We start from the raw sequence: 16,674 nt of genomic DNA on the forward strand, positions 1-16,674 counted from the left end.
CGTCCGCCATGGCTGCCGGTGATTCGCACCGGGCCTTCCCAATAGGGAACGCTCACGGCCATCCAGGACCGCGGATTGACGGCCGTGATCCGGACATCGACCGATTTCTCGGGCAGTTCGATGCGCCAGCGCGTGGGCACGGGGCGGCCGTCGACCTCCGTTTCCGACAGCGGGGTCAGGATCAGAGCGCCGTCGGTAAACGGGGTCGCCGTCCCGTCCGGTTCGATCCAGGTCGCCGAGGTGAACGGTGCGGCCCGACGGTCGCGCAGGCGGAAGCCCATCAGTTTCTCGCCGGTATCGAAGTGCAGGGACACCCAGTCCCAGCCGGTCTGGGTGTCCGACAGGGGCTGGGAGGACCATTCCCGGTCCAGCCAGCCCAGGCCGGTCACCGGCACGTCTCCCTCGGGAAGGAATAGCGTCCCCGAAACCTCGAAAAAGGGCTGGGAGTAGTAATGGCTCGCCTGACCGGCGGCGGACTTGACCGAATAGCCGTCCGTTCCGTGGCGAACGAGCGGGCCATTGGCCCTCAGGTCGAGGGCATAGCCGAACGCAGCACCCGTCGCGGTGACCGCAAGCCCATCGAAGGCGTCATCACCGATGCCCAGGCTGGTCAGCGACCAGTCGTCGATGAACGCCTCGAAGGGGTCAGCGGCCACGCCGGCCTGGCCAATGCCGCCGCGCGCCAGCCGTTCGGCGTGGAAATGCGCGTCCGGTGTCGTGAGCCCGGCATGGCCCATCCAAAGCTGCGGGTTTTGCCACCCCTCACGCTCTTCAGGGGCGAGCGCGGAGCGGAACAACGTCCACTGAATGCCGTAGTCGCGGCCCTCGGCGTCGGTGAGATTGGCGGTGAGATACCACCATTCAACCCGGTAGCGCCGGTGGGGGCCGTGATCTTCGGGAAAGCGCAGCGCGCGACCGGGGTCGGGGACGGAGAAGCCTTCGGCGTCCGCGCCCAGCCCGGCGAACCCCTGGCCGTGCGCGGGCGCGGTCAGGCCAAGCACCAAAGCGAGCGCGGAGGCGAGAGCGCGGACCGATCTACCGCTCATTGGAAAAGACCTTGAGAAAATCGGCGGGCGCTGTCCTTGCGAGATGCCGCGCCGGGAGCGCTGTCGCCAGGGCGGCAGCGGCCAGCGCCAACACAAGGAGCACAAGCCATTGCATCGGAAACAGGTGCATGGGCAAACGCCAGCCAAACGCTTCGACATTGACAACGGCCAGCAGCGACCAAGCCAAGGCCAGCCCGACCGGAACGGCCGCGATGAATGTGAAGGCCGCCAACGCCAGACTGCGCATCAGTTCCAGCCGCGCCAGGCGCTTGCGCGTGATGCCCAGCGCCCAGGCAGGCGCCAGTTGCGGCAGCCGCAGGCTCGCCAGCGTCAGCAGCGCCGTCAGGATGGCGAAGCCGGCAACCGCCAGCGTCAACACGTTCAGGGTCCCGGTGACCGTAAAGGTGCGCTCAAAGACCTCCAGGGAGACCCGCTTGATCGTGGCCTGGTCGACAACCGCGGCGGCATCGAGCCCGAAGTCCGCGCGCAGGGCCTCCGCCAGGGCCTCGGGATCGTCGGTGCGCAAGCCGAAACTGAGCCTTGGCCGATCCGGGTACCGTGTCTCCAGAAGGTCAAGCGAGACCATCGCCTGGTTCATCGGATTGCCGTAGTCCGAGTAGATACCGGCGACCGGCATGGTCCACCCGGGCGCAAGGCGGACCGGATCGCCGGGCGCGAGCCCTTCCCGGCGGGCGAGTTGCTCGTTGATCAGCGTGGCACGTCCCGCGGCCAATTCGTCCCAGGCACCATCCCGCGCGGTCAGAAGGGGCCAGGTGTCGCGATAGGTGCCGTGGTCGGCGACACCCATCACCTCGCCCGGGGCGCCCTCGATCGGGCTGTCGACGGTGATGACCGGCAGAACGGCATCGGCCCTGCTGTCCAGCCACGTTTCGAGCCGGGCGCTCTCTCCGGCATCGGCGACGGTCACATACAGTTCGGCGGCCAGGCGCTGATCGAGCCAGCCCGTGAAGGTCAGACGGAACGAGCCGACCATGGTGGACACGCCGATGTTGGCAACCAGCGCCAGCAGCAGCGCCATCAGGGCGAGCGACAGGCCGGGCAATTGCTGGCGCGTATCGGCCCAGAACCACTGGCCCTCGGCGGTTCGCGCCGCGCGGGCGCCAAGGGCCAGCACGGTGGCCAGACCCGCCGGGAGCATCAGCGCGGCGCCCAGCAGCAGACCGGCCAACAGCGCGAAACCGGCGATCAACCCTTGGGCCATCCAGGCGGTGGCACAGCCGGCGGCAATCAAGCCGGCCCCGGCGATCGCCTGCCGCCGCAGCAAGACCGCCGAAACGGTCGCCCAGGCGCGCGGTTGCGCGCTGGCCAGCAGCGGCATGGTCCGCACGCGCCAGAGCGCCTGGCCGGCGGCGATCACCGCCCCGGCCACGGCGATGGCCAGCCCGGTGACGGCCCAGACGGGATCGAAACTCAACGTGCCAGGCACGCGCGCGCCGTACAGGCCGTGCAGCGTGGCGGCGACGTCCGGCAGCAGCGCCCCGGCAATCGCATACCCCAACACGATGCCGATCCCGCCCGCGATCACGGCCAGGACCAGCAGTTCGACAAGCAGCAGTCCCATCAGATCGCGGGCCGGCAGACCGAGCGCCCGCAGCGTGCGGCACGTGGCCCGGCGCTGCTCGAAGGCAAGTCCGATGGCGCCGTGGACAATGAACAGGCCGACGGCAAAGGACAGCAGGCCGAACGCGGTCAGGTTAAGGTGAAAGCTGTTGGTCAGGCGCGCCATGTCGCCTTGTTGTTGGGCCGGGTTCACGACCAGGTTCGGCGCAATCGCGGACAGCGGTGCCCGGTTGCGGGGCTGATCCGGCAGCACCACCAGCGCGGTGATCTCTCCGCGCCGGTCCAGCAGCCGCTCGGCCGTGCCGATATCGGTGACCATCTGGCCCGGCGGCACCAGCGCGCCCGGTCGCAGGGGCGGCAACCGGTCCGCGCCATCGAGCCGGTCGATGGTCTCCGGTGCGGCGAAGCCAAGACCCGGAGAGGAGATCAGGGCGACCAGGTCGATGTCATCGGCACCGCCGGGAGTCACCGCAAGCGTGCCGGGCGGCGCGGTCAGAACCTCCACCCCGGTCACCAGAAGGCGCATCTCGCCCGCCATCATCCGGCCTTCCAGGACCGGAGACACCAGCCAGCCGGCGCGCCGCAGCGACACGAACGTCTCGAGTGCGATCGAACCCGATGGATCGGTCAGCGTTTCGTAAGCCCCCTGGCCCAGGCGACCCGACGCCCGGTCGTAGCTGGCGCGCGCCTCGGCGTTGATCGCCTGCACCGCGGACCACAACGCCGTCGCCAGCGCCAGACCGATCACCAGGGTCGCGAGCTGGCCGGGCCGGCGGCGCCAATGGGCCAGAAGAGCCGTCAGCGCAACGCCCCTCATGCGAGGTGCCCGCCGCTCAGATGCGCCCGGCGCGACAGCCGGCCCGCCAGAAGCGATGAATGGGTGACCATCAGGAGCCCTGCACGGGTTTCGGCGACCAGATCGAGCATCAGGCCCATCACGGCGTCAGCGCTGGCCTCATCGAGATTGCCGGTCGGCTCGTCGGCCATCAACACGCGCGGGCGCGCCGCCAACGCCCGGCCGATCGCGACGCGCTGCTGCTGGCCGCCGGACAATTGCTCCGGATAGCGGCCAAGACAGTCGGTCAGGCCCAGCCGTTCGGCCAGGTGCCCCTGCCACGCGGCATCGTGGCGACCGGCGAGCCGGGCCTGAAACGCGAGATTGGCCCTCACATCCAGCGCCGGGATGAGGTTGAACTGCTGGAAAACCAGCCCCACGGTCTGCCGCCGCTGCGCGGCAAGACCGGCGTCGTCGAGACCGACCAGCTGTACACCGTCGAGACGGATCGTGCCCTCGTCGGGCGTGTCGAGCGCCGCGAGCAGATGCAGCAACGTCGACTTTCCGCTGCCGCTCTCGCCCGTCAGCGCGAGCGTCTCGCCTTCGGCCAACTGCAGCGAAACGCCGTCCAGCACGGTCAGCGGATCGCCGCCGGTGCTGTAACGTTTGCGAACACCCTTCGCCTCGACAAGCATGTCGTCTCCGAACAGCCTCCACCGCTTCAGGCCGTCGTGTTCGGTGGGATTGGGGGACGCCGCGTACGATCCTGGGATTGCGGATCATTCGGGTGCTGACGCCAACAAGACCGTTGCCCAAAGAGCGGCGCCCGCGATGTATGAGCCTACCCTCCCGTGGACCGGTCTGTCATCGGTTCTCGACACGTCCTCGGCACGGACAGTGTGGTCCCGGAGGCCTCGGCCGCACCGGACCGCCCCTGGGGCGGCGCCGGCTACATGCCGGAGCTGCTGGCGGCGTTCTCGGTCCCCAATGACCCGGTCGTGGACCGCATTCTCGGCAACGCGGCAGACGTGATGCGGCGCGCGGGCCGGCCGGGCGGCATCGACGGCTACCAGTCCGGCCGGCGCGAGCCCGTCTGGGAGATCGCCGCCGCCGTCTACACGGCCGTCGCCAACCTCGGCCTCAACTACGCGACGCCGCCCGCCAGTTTCAAGCGGTATGGTCAGAAGATCCGGCTGCCCGGCCAGATCATGGACAGTGGCCAAGGGACTTGTCTCGACCTCACCATGCTGTTCTGCTCGGCGCTGGAAGAGATCGACGGCGCGCCCTTCGACGCCGTCTGCGCCTTCAGCTTCCTTCATCTGGTCCCCGACTTGGAGAAGGTCTTGAAGCATATCCGCCGGCAGGTGAAACCAGGCGGCCTGTTCCCCCTGAAATCGGACGTTTATGTCGGGTCCTCTGATCCGTGTCCGGCCATCGCGCTGCGGCTTACCCTTGAAGATAAACCTGATCGTTGTCAGGCGCGGCGCCGTCCGGCACCACCCAGGCGGCGTTGATCCTCAGGCCGGACCGGGTTCCCTCCGGTGGGACGTCGGCGCCCGGATAGCGCAGCGTCAGGGGTGTGTCAGGCGCCTGTTCCGGCGCCACGGTAATCAGCGTGGTCGCGCCCTGATACAGCGTTGTCACCACGCGCGCAGGCATCGTGCCGGACGACTCCGCCTCCAGGGACAGGTCATCGGGCCTGACGCAAAGGTAGGCCGGGCCGGGCCGGGTTCCCGGTGCGGCGCGGGCCTCGACATCCCTGCCCCACAGGCGCACCCGACAGGGCGCCGAAGCACCGTCAGGCGCCGCCACCGCCAACACCTCCACCGGCAGCACCGTGCCCTTGCCGACGAAGGTCGCCACCATGGCGTCGGCCGGGCGCTCGAACAGGGCACGGGGCGTATCCACCTGATGGACCATCCCGGCATTCATGACCGCCACTCGGTCGGCCAGGGCCATGGCCTCGGCCTGATCGTGCGTCACATAGACCATGGTCGCCCCGGTCTCGCGGTGGACCCGGCGGAACTCGGTCTGCATGGACTCGCGCAGGTGAACGTCCAGATTGGCGAGCGGTTCGTCCAGCAGCATGACCGCCGGCGCCTTCACCAAACAACGCGCCAGCGCCACCCGCTGGCGCTGCCCACCGGACAGGGCCGCCGGCCGGCGCTCCGCCAGGGCGCCCAGACCGACCGTCTCCAGCGCCGCTGCCACCCGGCGGCGGCGCTCCGGTCCCGGCACCTTCTGGACCCGCAGCGCATAGCCGACGTTCTGGGCCACGGTCATGTGGGGCCACAGGGCATAGGACTGGAACACCATGCCCAGGCTGCGCCGCTCCGGCGGCACATGGACCCCGCCGCCATCCATGGTCCGCCCGCCCAGGCGGATGGCGCCGGCATCGGCGCGCTCGAACCCGGCCAGCAGGCGCAGCAGCGTCGACTTTCCGCAGCCGGACGGCCCCAGCAGGGCGACGAACTCGCCGGCCGCCACCTCCAGCGACACACCATCGACGGCGCGGGTGGCGCCGAAGGTCTTGGTCACGGTCTCCAGGGTCAGGCTGGCCATGGGGTGTCCCTCGGCGGCAACACGGATGGGTAAACACCGTCGTGGACGGGTCAGGGCGCGGTCGAGATCACGGCGCCAAGGGACCCGTATTCGATGGTGTGGGTCACCAGGCCCCCGCCGGCATCCCCCAGTACCACGGCGTAGACGGGCGGCAGGTCGGGGGCGTCCGTGAACCGGGGCTCGCTGAAATTGGGCAAGGCCCGATAGGCGGTGGACCCGATCCCTACCGCCGGCACCCCTGCCACAACAGCCGAGATCGGCATGTGGCAGTGCCCGAAGACGATCTGACGCACCTTGTCCCGGTGCGCCCCGAGCACGGTGGCGAAGGCGGCCGGGTCATCCAGGCCGATGGCATCGAAGGCCGGCAGCCCGACAGGCACCGGGGGATGGTGCAGAAACACCAGACACGGTCGGTCGGCCGCCGCCAGCGTCGCCGCCAGCCAGTCAAGGCGGCCGTCCGACAGGCTGCCGCCGCTCTGCCCGGGCACATGGCTGTCGAGGAAGACCAGCCGATATCCCTCCACATCGCGAACCGCCTGCACAGGGTCGGAAGCGCCTCCACCGAACGCCGCCCGGAACGCGGCGCGGTCATCGTGATTGCCGATCAGGGCCTGCCACGGCAGCGCAAAGCCCCTCAGGGACTCGGCCAGGAGGCGGTATTCCTCGGCGGATCCGCTGTCGACCAGATCGCCGAGCAATACGGCAAGGTCGGCGTCGCCATGGTGGGCGTGCGCGTGCGCGAGGGCTTCCTGGAAGGACTCGACAGGATCGCGGCCCTTCATGCGGCGGTCGGCGGGCAGGTGCAGGTCGCTGAACAGCAGGAGCTTCATGGCCTCACAATGCCTCGGGATTGATCGGGACAGGACGAACGGCGGATGCCGGCACGCCAACGTCAGCCCGCCGGGTGGTGGCGCGGGGCACCAAGTGGACAGGCAGGCGCCGCACTTCGCCCGACCTCTGGGGGTCGGCCAGACGCGTGTCGAGCAGGTCGATGATGGCGCCGACGAGCGAGCCGATGGGATAATCGAGGGTGCTCAACTGGAAGCTGGGCCAAGCGGCCTGCGGAAGGTTGTTGAAGCCGATGATCGAGACGTCCTCCGGCACCGACAGGCCCAGGGCGCGGGCCGCCTCGACAGCGCGCAGGGCGACGGCGTCATTGCTGCAAAAAAGGCCGTCAGGCCGATGCGGCGCCGACAGCACCGCTGAGGCGGCGCGGAACGCGGCCTCCGGATCCCGCCCCTCGCAGGCCCACTCCGCTGGCTTCGCACCGAGCCGCGCCAGGGTATCGGCGAACCCCTGCCAGCGTTCGCGGTCGGAAAACGTCGTCTTGCCCAATCCCAGGTAGGCTGGCCGGTGACAGGCGGTCCGCATCAGCAGGTCCGCCGCCTGCCGTCCGCCGTCGGCATTGTCTGCCAGGACGCCATCGACCCCCGGCGCCTCCAGCGCCCGCCCGGCCAGGATGACCGGCAGTCCGGCGCGCGCGCACAGCGCCGAGTCGGCGAGTGACATGGTGCCGGCGGCGACGATCACGGCGTCCGACTTGTAGTCCAGGGCCTGTTGCAGGCCACTTTCGGTCGGCGCGCCCCCGGCCGTCGAGGCGATCATCAGACGCGTGTCCCGGGCGGCCAGGGCGCGGGCCAGGGCATCCAGGAACAGCGCGTCAAACGGATCGCTCAGGGACCCCATGATGACGGTGACAAGATGGGTCGACCGCCCCACCAGGCCTCGGGCCAGCAGGGACGGCCGGTATCCCAGACGATCGGCGGCGGCCAGGACCCTCTCCCGCGTCAGCGGCGAGGCGCTGGCGCCGGTCGTGAAGACACGCGAAACGGCGGAGGGTGAGACACCGGCCTCCCGCGCCACGTCCTTGATGGTGACTCGAGACATGACGGGCATTATCCGGCGGACCATCGCTCTTGCAAACGTTTTCTTTCGCCGTCACGGCCCTGTCATCGATCTGAAGCATCAAGAGTATTCAAGAAACAGTCACTTTACCACGGACACCGCGAGCGAAAGAATGCAAACGTTTGCATTCACTTGGCGCCGTCACGCCAATCCGCCATGCCGCCACGGGAGACCATGCCATGACTCTGAAGTCCGCCGCCGCGCTGGTCGGCGCCCTGTTGATCGGGGCCTCCGCCGCGCACGCCGAAACGCTGGTGATCGCCGGCCGCGATGGGGGCTACGCCGATGCCCTCGCCCTGGCCGTGGAGTCCTACAAGGCCGCCAACCCCGGGCTGGAGGTCGAGCGCCTCGCCCTCGGCGGCGGGCCGCTACGCGAGAAGGTCACGATCGCCATGCGCGAGAAGGCCGGCGCCTATGACGTCGTCATGCTGGACGACATCTGGGCCGTGGAGTTCATGTCCAATGGCTGGCTAAGCGAACTCGACGCCCTGGACGAGGATTTCGTTGCCCCGGCCCGCGCGGTGGCACGGTATCCCGTCGGCGAGGGTCCGTTCTACGCCAAGCCCTTCGTCGGCAACGTGGAACTGTTCGCCTACAACACCGCGCTGTTCGACAAGCATGGCCTGAACCGCCCCGAGTCCTGGACCGACGTCGTCAACGCCGCCAAGACCATCGACGAGGCCGAAGACGGCGTGTCCGGCGTTGTCTTCCGTGGCAAGAAGGCCAACCCCATCGTCACCGGCTTCCTGCCGATCCTGTGGGCGCACGGGGGGCGCGTGGTGACCGACGACGGCGCCGCCGGCCTGGACAGCGAGGCGGCCCTCGACGCGCTGAACCTTTACCTGGACCTGGCGCAGTACGCCCCGAAAGGCGTCGAGACCTACAACTCGGGTGAGGTGCGCGACGCCCTGATGCAGGGCACCACCGCCATGGCCATTGAGCTTTGGCCCTCCTGGGCGCCCGACCTGGACGACCCGGAAAAGAGCAAGGTGGTCGGGCAGATCGAGATCATGGCCGCGCCGGGTCAGGTGCAGGGTCCGGCGCCGATGCTGGGGACCTGGCTGGTGGCCGTGCCGGCCGACGCGCCCAACCCGGAGCGCGGCAAGGACTTCATCGCCTTCCTGACCTCGCCCGAGGTGCAGAAGGTGCTGGCCCTGGAGGTCGGCACGCCGCCGACGCGCGCCAGCGTCTACAGGGACGCCGAGGTGGTTGACGCCTACCGCTGGTACCCGGCGCAGGTGGCCGCGCTGAACAATGCCCAGCCGCGCGCCCGCATCACACAGTGGGCCGAAGTCGAGACCATCCTGGGCGACTTCCTGCAACTCGCCTTGATCGGCGAGATGGAGCCGAAGGCCGCGCTGGAGGGCGCCAATCAGCGCATCGCCCGCGCGTTGGCGCGGTAGGCGTTCACGCGAACCCACGAGCAGGCGGGTCGCGGAACGCGGCCCGCCCGCCTTGGCGTTCAGGCGAACGAAGGTCATCGGCTTTGGTTACGGGCGATTGCTGCTCAGGGCGCGTGCGATGGCTTCGCGAATGAACCGTTGGTAGGGTATTCCGCGCGCGGCGGCGCTGGCCTTGACAGCCTCGAGCATGGATGCGGGAAGCCGCATGTTCACACGGGCCTCTTTCCTGGCGAACTCGAACTGTCCGGGTTGGAAACCCGAAAAATCGTACTCGGTCAAGTCGGCCTCGTCGACGAACCGCTCGGCCGCGGCGTCGCTTTCGTGCCGGGGAAATGGCTTGAGGTCAGACGTCCTGCGGTCGCGCATGGTGTTCGAAGTCCCGACTGGATGCTGGATGCGCGGAGGTAGTTTGCACTTTCTTCTTCCTTCTGTCCTCTGTCATCTGCCAACTGTCTTCTGACATGCCGACCTCGCGCCTGACCGCCCTGCTGTTGCTGACGCCCGCGCTGGTGCTGTTCGCGCTGCTGACGCTGTATCCGCTGGGGCGCGGGCTGCTGTTGTCGCTGGTCAACACGGACTACGGACTGGCCGACGCCGCCTGGGTGGGGGCTGACAATTACACCTTCCTGCTGAGCGATCCGTTCTTCCGGGGCGCGGCCTGGAACACGGTGGCCTTCACCCTGATGGCGACGCTGTCCGAAGTCGCGTTCGGGCTCGCGCTGGCCCTGCTGGTCAACGCGCGCTTCCCGGGGCGCTGGCTGGTGGTGCCGTCCCTTGTGGCGCCGTTCGTTCTGTCGACGATGGTGGTCACGGCGGTCTGGCGCGCCTGGTTCCACTACGATTTCGGCTTTCTCAACAACGCCCTGCGGGCCGTGGCGCTGCCGCCGGTGGAATGGCTGTTCGACCCCGATCTGGCCCTGGTCTCGCTGGTCCTGGTGGACCTGTGGCAGACGGCCCCGTTCACGTTCCTGATCCTGCTGGCCGGCCTGCAGTCCATCCCGCGCGACCTGCACGAGGCCGCGCAGGTCGAGGGCGCCTCGCCGGTGCGCCGGTTGTGGACCATCACCCTGCCGCTGCTGGTGCCACATCTCCTGCTGGCCGCGCTGCTGCGCAGTATCGAGAGCTTCAAGATCTTCGACAAGGTCTATGCCCTGACCGGCGGCGGGCCGGGGCAGGCCACCGAGACGCTGTCCATGTACCTATACCGGTTGGGATTTCAGTACTTCGACATCGGCCTCGCCTCGGCGACGGCCGTGGTGATGATCGTGATCGCCGGCCTTCTGGCCGCCGTCTATGCGTGGCACATCGTGCGGGGGCAATCCGATGGGGGCCGCTAGCCTGCGCATTGGCCTGATCTACGCCATCACCGGCGTGATGCTGCTGCCCATCGTCTGGATGGTCGGGACGTCGCTGAAGCCGCCGCTGGAGTACGTGTCCACCACCGTGGACCTGATCCCGGACGCGCCCACGCTGGCCCATTATCGTGCCCTGTGGGCCGATGACATCCTGGGCAAGGTGCTCAACAGTCTGATCGTCGCCACCGGCGCCACCCTGATCGCCCTTGCCGCCGGCTTTCCCGCCGCCTATGCCCTGGCGCGCCTGCGCCTGCCGCGTCGCCTGGACGGGGTGTTCCTGATCTTCGTCCTGGTGGTCAAGCTGTCGCCACCCCTGGTACTGGCCATTCCGCTCTATCAGGTGCTGCGGACCATCGGACTGCTCGACACGCTGCCCGGTCTGATCCTGGTTTATCAGGTCTACTGCCTGCCCTTCGCCATCTGGATGCTGCTCGGCTTCGTGCGCGATGTTCCGATCGCCTACGAGGACGCCGCCAGGATCGAGGGCGCCGGCCTGGCGCGGCGTCTGGCCACCATCGTGCTGCCGCTGATTACGCCCGGACTGGTGGCGACGGCCGTGTTCCTGATGATCCTGTGCTGGAACGAGTTCGCCTACGCCCTGCTGTTCATCCAGACCCCGTCGAAGTTCACGCTGCCCACCTACATCGCCACCCTGATCACCGAGGATGAGACCTTCTGGGGGCAGTTGACGGCGATTGGATTCCTGGCCTCGCTCCCGATCCTGGCGCTGGTCGGCATCGTGCAGAGGGGCCTGACCCGCGGCTTCGCCGGCGGCCTGAAGTGAACGAGGGGCCTCCACCCGTGGCGGACCAGCCGTGGCGGAGCCATGGCCGAACGTGGGTGACGGACCGGGACGGGACTGGGGCGTGGTGGGGGGGGGCCGACGCCTGATTCTGCTGGTTCGGGGCCGTGCCTGTTCATTCGAAAGCTCGAACTGCAACACAACAGTCACCAGACTTTCATTTGATGACTCACTCGACGCGTGGTCTGGTCACCGGCGGCGTTCGCGCGTTCATGTCGACGCCGGCGGGAGAGGCGCCCCCATGGAGCCCACATGGACTTGAGCCAGCGTCAGGCCGAGATCGCCGAACTGGTGCGGGAAAGCGGGTTCCTGTCCGTGGACAGGCTCGCCGAGCGTTTCGCCGTCACCACCCAGACCATCCGTCGCGATCTGACCGGCCTGTGCGACCTGGGGCTTGTGCGCCGGCGCCACGGCGGCGTGGAACGGCCGGCGAACGGCGGCAACCTGGCCTACGGCACCCGTCAGGTGCTGAATCTGGAGGCCAAGGAGCGGATCGCGGGCGCGGTGGCCCGCTTCGTGCCCGATGGCGCCACCCTGGCCTTCAGCATCGGCACCACGCCGGAGGTCGTCGCCCGCCGGCTGGCGGATCGCCGCGCACTGCGCGTCTTCACCAACAACCTCAACGTCGCCATGACGCTGTCGGCCAATCCGTCGTGCGAGGTCACGATCGCCGGTGGGCGCCTGCGCAGCGGCGATCGCGACATCCTGGGGTCCGGCACGGTGGACTTCTTCTCCGCCTACAAGGTGGACATCGGGATTTTCGGCGTCGCCGGCGTGGACGAGGACGGCACCCTGCTGGACTTCCACGAGGACGAGGTGGCCGCCCGTCAGGCCATCCGCGAGAACTGCCGGGCCTCGTTCCTGGTGCTGGATCACACCAAGTTCGGGCGCGCCGCCCATGTGCGCGGCGGCGCCATCACCGAGGTGGACCGGGTGTTCTGCGACCGGGCGCCGCCGCCCGCGCTGACGGCGTGTCTGGCACAGGCCGGCACGGCGCTGACGGTGGCCGACGCGGAGGCCGGAGCATGAGCGCCATCGCGGTCGAGGGGCTGGTCAAGCGCTGGGACGGTCACGCCGCCGTCGACGGGGTGTCGTTCGCCGTGCCGGAAGCCAGCCTGACCGTCCTGCTGGGGCCGTCGGGCTGCGGCAAGTCCACCATCCTGCGCCTGATCGCCGGCCTGGAGACGGCGACCGACGGAACCGTGACCATCGGCGGGCGCGACGTCACGCGTCTCGATCCGGCCAAGCGCGGCGTTTCCATGGTGTTCCAGTCCTACGCCCTGTTTCCGCATCTGAGCGTGGCCGAGAACATTCTGTTCGGCCTGAAGGTGCGCCGCGTCACCAAGGCCGAGCGCGTCCGGCGGCTGGAGACGGCGGCCCGCATGGTCGGCCTGGACAGCGTGTTGGAGCGCAAGCCGGCCAGCCTGTCCGGCGGCCAGCGGCAGCGCGTGGCACTGGCGCGCACCATCGTCGCCGAACAGCCCGTCTGCCTGATGGACGAGCCGCTGTCCAACCTGGACGCCAAGTTGCGCGCCGAGATGCGCGACGAGATCCGACGGCTGCAACGGGCGCTCGGCCTGACCATGGTCTACGTCACCCACGACCAGACCGAGGCCATGACGATGGCGGACGCGGTGGTGCTGCTGAACGCCGGGCGGATCGAGCAACAGGGGCCGCCGCCGCTGTTGTACGAGCGCCCGGCCACCGCCTTCGCCGCGCGCTTCATCGGCCAGCCGCCCATGAACCTGCTGCGCGGCCCGACGCCGGGCACCCTGTTGGGGGTACGGCCGGAGGATGTGGCTTTGAACGGCTCCGGCCGCCCGGCGCGTGTCGAGGCGCTGGACTACCTGGGCGCCGAAACCCTGCTGCGGCTGTCGCTGGACGGCGAGGAGATCATCGCCCGCGCCCCCGGTCGCGCCGCGCCCCAACCGGGCGACGCGGTACGCATCGCCTGGCCGGCCGAGGCCGAGCACCACTTCGAGGACACCGGAATCAGGCGGGACGGCGGTCAGACCTGAGCCGCCCCGCCCCGTCCGCCGGGCGTTGCCGCGCCCGACGGACCCGCCCGGGCCGGACCGGATGGTCCGGTCGCTTGCCAGCCCAGACGAAAAGGAAGTCTAGACGATGTTCCATGACCTGAAAAAGGCCGTCGTCGGCACCGCCGCCGCGACCGCGTTGATGGCCGGGGTGGCCGGTGCCTCCACCGCCCAGGCCGAAACCGAACTGACCATGTACTACCCGGTCGCCGTCGGCGGCCCGCTGACCGAGATCGTCGACGGCATGGTCGCCGACTTCATGGCCGAGAACCCGGACATCACGGTCAACGCCATCTATGCCGGCAACTACAACGACGCCCGTATCAAGGCCCTGGCCGCGCTGAAGGGCGGCGAGCCGGCGCAGCTTTCGGTGATGTTCTCCATCGACATCTATGACCTGATCGAGCAGGACGCCATCGTCGCCTTTGACGACATCGTCGAGACCGACGAGGAAAAGGCGTGGCTCAACAGCTTCTATCCGACCCTGATGGAGAACGGCCGCACCGGCGGCAAGACCTGGGGCATCCCGTTCCAGCGTTCCACCATCGTCATGTATTACAACAAGGACGCCTTCCGTGACGCCGGCCTGGATCCCGAGGCACAGCCGGCGACCTGGGACGCGCTGGTCGAGGCCGGCCAGGCGCTGACCAAGGATGACGGCTCGCGGTGGGGTGTCATGATCCCCTCGACCGGCTATCCGTACTGGATGTTCGGCGCGCTGGCGATGCAGAACGACCAGGTGCTGATGAACGGCGAGGGCACCGAGACCTATTTCGACGCCGAGCCCACCGTCGAGGCGCTGGACTTCTGGCGTTCCCTGGGCACCGAGCATGGCGTCATGCCCGAGGGCACCATCGAATGGGGCACGCTGCGCCAGAACTTCCTGGAGGGCAAGACCGCCATCATGTGGCACTCCACCGGCAACCTGACCGCCGTCAAGGAAAATGCCTCGTTCGACTTCGGTGTCGCCATGCTGCCGGCCAACGAGCGCCGGGGCACGCCGACCGGCGGCGGCAACTTCTACATCTTCAAGGACGCGACCCCGGAGGAGCGCTCCGCCGCCCTGAAGCTGATCCGCTTCATGACCGCGCCGGAGCGGGCCGCCGAGTGGTCCATGAAGACCGGTTACATGGGCGTCTCGCCGGCCGCCTATGAGACCGAGGTCCTTCAGGCGTATGTGGAAGAGTTCCCCTATGCGGCCGTGGCGCGCGATCAGCTTGAATTCGCCACCGCCGAGTTGTCCACCTACCAGACCGGCCGCGTGCGCAAGGCCCTGGATGACGCCATCCAGGCCGCGCTGACCGGCTCCAAGACCCCGGCCGAGGCGCTGGGCGAGGCCCAGGCCACCGCCGACCGCCTGCTGAAGCCCTATCGGTAGGCGTGCCGGCGATCCGGGGCCGGCGGGGAGCGTCTCCGGCCCCGGATCGTACCGTTGAGGGATGCGAGGACGGCGTCATGCGCCACGTCATCGGCTGGCTGTTGCTAACGCCTGCGGCGATCCTGCTGATCGCGTTCACCTATTGGCCCATCGGGGCGACGGTGGCCGACAGCCTGTTCAGCCGGGGCAATCCGATCCGGCCGTCGCGCTTCATCGGGCTGGAGAACTACGCCCTGATGGCCGACGACCCGATCTTCTGGCAGGTGCTGTGGAACAACGCGCTGTTCGCGCTGGGCACCATTCCGGCCTCGATCACGCTGGCCCTGCTGATGGCCCTGATGGTCAACCGCGCCCTGCCGGGCCGAGCCTTGGCGCGCATGGCCTTCTTCACGCCGACCATCCTGCCCATGATCGCGGTCGCCAACATCTGGCTGTTCTTCTACACCCCCGACATCGGCCTGATCGACCAGATCGCCGGACTGGTCGGGCTGCCCGGTCACAACTGGCTGGGCGATCCGGACACCGTACTGGGAGCGATCATCGTCATGACGGTGTGGAAGGAGGCCGGCTTCTTCATGATCTTCTATCTGGCCGCCCTTCAGACCATTCCGCCCGAGCTGTGGGAGGCCGCCCGCCTGGAAGGCGCGGCCCGCTGGACCTATTTCCGGCGCATCCTGTTCCCGCTGTTGATGCCCACGACCCTGTTCGTGCTGATCAACGCCATCCTGAATTCGTTCAAGCTGGTCGATCACCTGTTCATCCTGACCAAGGGCGGGCCGGACAACGCCAGCAACCTGCTTCTGTACTACATCTTCGAGACGGCGTTTTCATTCTTCGACACGACGTATGCCGCCACGCTGACGGTGGTGCTGCTGGCCCTGCTGGCGGTGCTGTCGCTGGTGCAATACGGCGTGCTCGACAAGCGGATCCACTACCGATGAGCCCGCGCGGAGCCCTGGAGACCGGCGCCACCTGGCTGCTGGCGTTGCTGTGGATTTCGCCCCTGCTGTATGCGCTGTGGGCGGCGTTCCACCCGGCCGAATTCGCGGTCACGTTCGATCCGCTGGCCCCGCTGACGCTGGAGAACTTCCGCGAGGCGCTGGCCCGGGCACCCTTCCCGCGCTACATGCTGAACACCTTCATCCTGGTCACGATGCTGCTGGCGGCGCAGTTCGTTCTGTGCACGCTGGCCGCCTACGCCTTCGCGCGCTACCGATTCAAAGGCGCCGACATCGCCTTCGCGCTGGTGTTGGTGCAGTTGATGATCGCGCCGGAAATCCTGATCGTGGAGAACTACGCCACGCTGGCCCACCTGGGGCTGGTCGACACCATTCTGGGCATCGGCCTGCCCTACATGGCCAGCGCGTTCGGCATTTTCCTGCTGCGCCAAGCCTTCAAGTCCACGCCCAAGGAACTGGAGGAAGCGGCTCGGCTGGAGGGCTGCGGCACCCTGGGTGTCTTGTGGCGCGTTTATGTGCCGCTGGCCCGACCCACCTATTTGGCCTATGGGCTGGTGTCGGTCAGTCACCACTGGAACAACTTCCTGTGGCCGCTGGTGGTGACGAACTCGGTCGAGACACGGCCCCTGACGGTCGGCCTGGGGGTGTTCGGGGCACCGGAATCGGGCGTGGACTGGTCCGTCGTCTCGGCGGCGACCCTGTTGAGCGTGGCACCGCTGATGCTGGCTTTCCTGCTGTTCCAGCGCCAGTTCGTGCAGTCGTTCATGCGCGCGGGCATCCGCTGAGGGGGCCGCCGCCCGGCCGTCATCGAACTTTCTTGGCTCCGTCATGCGCCGGTCATGGCCGAGCGGTAGAGTAAGGCATTCTGCCCA

Annotated in this window: 16 protein-coding genes; 9 read left to right on the top strand and 7 right to left on the bottom strand. The window is 68.5% G+C overall.

Translation table 11 applies throughout. The features are described 5' to 3' along the window. The 3 genes from Q0309_RS00005 to Q0309_RS00015 form a co-directional block, all read right to left on the bottom strand. Positions 1–1,046, bottom strand: a 1,046-nt coding sequence (locus Q0309_RS00005; RefSeq protein WP_299435830.1) for a lipocalin-like domain-containing protein, incomplete at its 3' end; no start/stop codon positions are given. Beyond that, entirely contained in the window at positions 1,036–3,444 is a 2,409-nt protein-coding gene (locus Q0309_RS00010; RefSeq protein WP_299435833.1) for an FtsX-like permease family protein, read from the bottom strand. The genes Q0309_RS00005 and Q0309_RS00010, both read right to left, overlap by 11 nt. Further along, positions 3,441–4,097: an ABC transporter ATP-binding protein gene (locus tag Q0309_RS00015; RefSeq protein WP_299435836.1), complete on the bottom strand. Its 657-nt coding sequence runs from the start codon at positions 4,095–4,097 to the stop codon at positions 3,441–3,443. Before Q0309_RS00015 ends, Q0309_RS00010 begins: the two co-directional genes overlap by 4 nt. A gap of 258 nt (positions 4,098–4,355) precedes the next feature. Here Q0309_RS00015 and Q0309_RS00020 point away from each other — a divergent pair, with 258 nt between their 5' ends. Continuing rightward, complete coding sequence (locus Q0309_RS00020; protein WP_299435839.1) at positions 4,356–4,916, top strand: class I SAM-dependent methyltransferase; 561 nt, start codon at positions 4,356–4,358, stop codon at positions 4,914–4,916. On the opposite strand, the gene Q0309_RS00025 is transcribed toward Q0309_RS00020, so the two are convergent. From Q0309_RS00025 to Q0309_RS00035, 3 genes are read right to left on the bottom strand one after another with little or no spacing between them, the layout of a single operon-like run. Then, the gene (locus tag Q0309_RS00025) at positions 4,849–5,964 is read right to left on the bottom strand and encodes an ABC transporter ATP-binding protein (RefSeq protein WP_299435842.1); all 1,116 of its coding nucleotides are present in this window, start codon (positions 5,962–5,964) and stop codon (positions 4,849–4,851) included. The genes Q0309_RS00020 and Q0309_RS00025 overlap by 68 nt on opposite strands. A 50-nt stretch (positions 5,965–6,014) precedes the next feature. After that, complete coding sequence (locus Q0309_RS00030) at positions 6,015–6,794, bottom strand: metallophosphoesterase (RefSeq protein ID WP_299435845.1); 780 nt, start codon at positions 6,792–6,794, stop codon at positions 6,015–6,017. Positions 6,795–6,798: 4 nt separating this feature from the next. Beyond that, entirely contained in the window at positions 6,799–7,851 is a 1,053-nt protein-coding gene (locus tag Q0309_RS00035; protein WP_299435848.1) for a LacI family DNA-binding transcriptional regulator, read from the bottom strand. A 197-nt stretch (positions 7,852–8,048) separates the two neighbouring features. Here Q0309_RS00035 and Q0309_RS00040 point away from each other — a divergent pair, with 197 nt between their 5' ends. After that, positions 8,049–9,272 (top strand): extracellular solute-binding protein, encoded by a 1,224-nt coding sequence (locus Q0309_RS00040; RefSeq protein WP_299435851.1) that lies wholly within the window; start codon positions 8,049–8,051, stop codon positions 9,270–9,272. 87 nt (positions 9,273–9,359) lie between these two features. Here Q0309_RS00040 and Q0309_RS00045 read toward each other — a convergent pair whose 3' ends face one another. Further along, positions 9,360–9,638, bottom strand: a complete 279-nt coding sequence (locus Q0309_RS00045) for a BrnA antitoxin family protein (RefSeq protein WP_299435854.1) — start codon at positions 9,636–9,638, stop codon at positions 9,360–9,362. A gap of 95 nt (positions 9,639–9,733) precedes the next feature. Here Q0309_RS00045 and Q0309_RS00050 point away from each other — a divergent pair, with 95 nt between their 5' ends. The 7 genes from Q0309_RS00050 to Q0309_RS00080 all read left to right on the top strand — a co-directional run bounded on the left by Q0309_RS00050 (position 9,734) and on the right by Q0309_RS00080 (position 16,587). Beyond that, positions 9,734–10,609 (top strand): carbohydrate ABC transporter permease, encoded by an 876-nt coding sequence (locus Q0309_RS00050; protein WP_299435857.1) that lies wholly within the window; start codon positions 9,734–9,736, stop codon positions 10,607–10,609. Then, complete coding sequence (locus tag Q0309_RS00055) at positions 10,596–11,411, top strand: carbohydrate ABC transporter permease (protein ID WP_299435860.1); 816 nt, start codon at positions 10,596–10,598, stop codon at positions 11,409–11,411. The genes Q0309_RS00050 and Q0309_RS00055 overlap by 14 nt, the downstream gene beginning before the upstream one ends. 270 nt (positions 11,412–11,681) lie before the next feature. Next, the gene (locus Q0309_RS00060; protein WP_299435863.1) at positions 11,682–12,458 is read left to right on the top strand and encodes a DeoR/GlpR family DNA-binding transcription regulator; all 777 of its coding nucleotides are present in this window, start codon (positions 11,682–11,684) and stop codon (positions 12,456–12,458) included. Then, a complete protein-coding gene (locus Q0309_RS00065) occupies positions 12,455–13,447 on the top strand; it encodes an ABC transporter ATP-binding protein (protein ID WP_299435866.1) in 993 nt (330 codons plus the stop codon). Before Q0309_RS00060 ends, Q0309_RS00065 begins: the two co-directional genes overlap by 4 nt. A 106-nt stretch (positions 13,448–13,553) precedes the next feature. Beyond that, the gene (locus Q0309_RS00070) at positions 13,554–14,843 is read left to right on the top strand and encodes an ABC transporter substrate-binding protein (RefSeq protein WP_299435869.1); all 1,290 of its coding nucleotides are present in this window, start codon (positions 13,554–13,556) and stop codon (positions 14,841–14,843) included. A 77-nt stretch (positions 14,844–14,920) separates the two neighbouring features. Further along, the gene (locus Q0309_RS00075; RefSeq protein WP_299435872.1) at positions 14,921–15,784 is read left to right on the top strand and encodes a carbohydrate ABC transporter permease; all 864 of its coding nucleotides are present in this window, start codon (positions 14,921–14,923) and stop codon (positions 15,782–15,784) included. Further along, the gene (locus Q0309_RS00080) at positions 15,781–16,587 is read left to right on the top strand and encodes a carbohydrate ABC transporter permease (protein ID WP_299435875.1); all 807 of its coding nucleotides are present in this window, start codon (positions 15,781–15,783) and stop codon (positions 16,585–16,587) included. Before Q0309_RS00075 ends, Q0309_RS00080 begins: the two co-directional genes overlap by 4 nt. The last annotated feature ends 87 nt before the right edge of the window (positions 16,588–16,674 follow it).

The sequence above is a fragment of the uncultured Rhodospira sp. genome, assembly GCF_937138205.1.
In the GTDB taxonomy this organism is placed as follows: Bacteria; Pseudomonadota; Alphaproteobacteria; order Rhodospirillales; family Rhodospirillaceae; genus Rhodospira.

Bases quoted from the DNA above. Each gene is read 5' to 3' on its own strand.
- Q0309_RS00040 (WP_299435851.1), top strand. From the start codon at position 8,049: ATGACTCTGAAGTCCGCCGCCGCGCTGGTCGGCGCCCTGTTGATCGGG.
- Q0309_RS00045 (WP_299435854.1), bottom strand. From the start codon at position 9,638: ATGCGCGACCGCAGGACGTCTGACCTCAAGCCATTTCCCCGGCACGAA.
- Q0309_RS00020 (WP_299435839.1), top strand. From the start codon at position 4,356: ATGCCGGAGCTGCTGGCGGCGTTCTCGGTCCCCAATGACCCGGTCGTG.
- Q0309_RS00080 (WP_299435875.1), top strand. From the start codon at position 15,781: ATGAGCCCGCGCGGAGCCCTGGAGACCGGCGCCACCTGGCTGCTGGCG.
- Q0309_RS00065 (WP_299435866.1), top strand. From the start codon at position 12,455: ATGAGCGCCATCGCGGTCGAGGGGCTGGTCAAGCGCTGGGACGGTCAC.
- Q0309_RS00015 (WP_299435836.1), bottom strand. From the start codon at position 4,097: ATGCTTGTCGAGGCGAAGGGTGTTCGCAAACGTTACAGCACCGGCGGC.
- Q0309_RS00035 (WP_299435848.1), bottom strand. From the start codon at position 7,851: ATGTCTCGAGTCACCATCAAGGACGTGGCGCGGGAGGCCGGTGTCTCA.
- Q0309_RS00030 (WP_299435845.1), bottom strand. From the start codon at position 6,794: ATGAAGCTCCTGCTGTTCAGCGACCTGCACCTGCCCGCCGACCGCCGC.
- Q0309_RS00075 (WP_299435872.1), top strand. From the start codon at position 14,921: ATGCGCCACGTCATCGGCTGGCTGTTGCTAACGCCTGCGGCGATCCTG.
- Q0309_RS00050 (WP_299435857.1), top strand. From the start codon at position 9,734: ATGCCGACCTCGCGCCTGACCGCCCTGCTGTTGCTGACGCCCGCGCTG.
- Q0309_RS00055 (WP_299435860.1), top strand. From the start codon at position 10,596: ATGGGGGCCGCTAGCCTGCGCATTGGCCTGATCTACGCCATCACCGGC.
- Q0309_RS00070 (WP_299435869.1), top strand. From the start codon at position 13,554: ATGTTCCATGACCTGAAAAAGGCCGTCGTCGGCACCGCCGCCGCGACC.
- Q0309_RS00010 (WP_299435833.1), bottom strand. From the start codon at position 3,444: ATGAGGGGCGTTGCGCTGACGGCTCTTCTGGCCCATTGGCGCCGCCGG.
- Q0309_RS00025 (WP_299435842.1), bottom strand. From the start codon at position 5,964: ATGGCCAGCCTGACCCTGGAGACCGTGACCAAGACCTTCGGCGCCACC.
- Q0309_RS00060 (WP_299435863.1), top strand. From the start codon at position 11,682: ATGGACTTGAGCCAGCGTCAGGCCGAGATCGCCGAACTGGTGCGGGAA.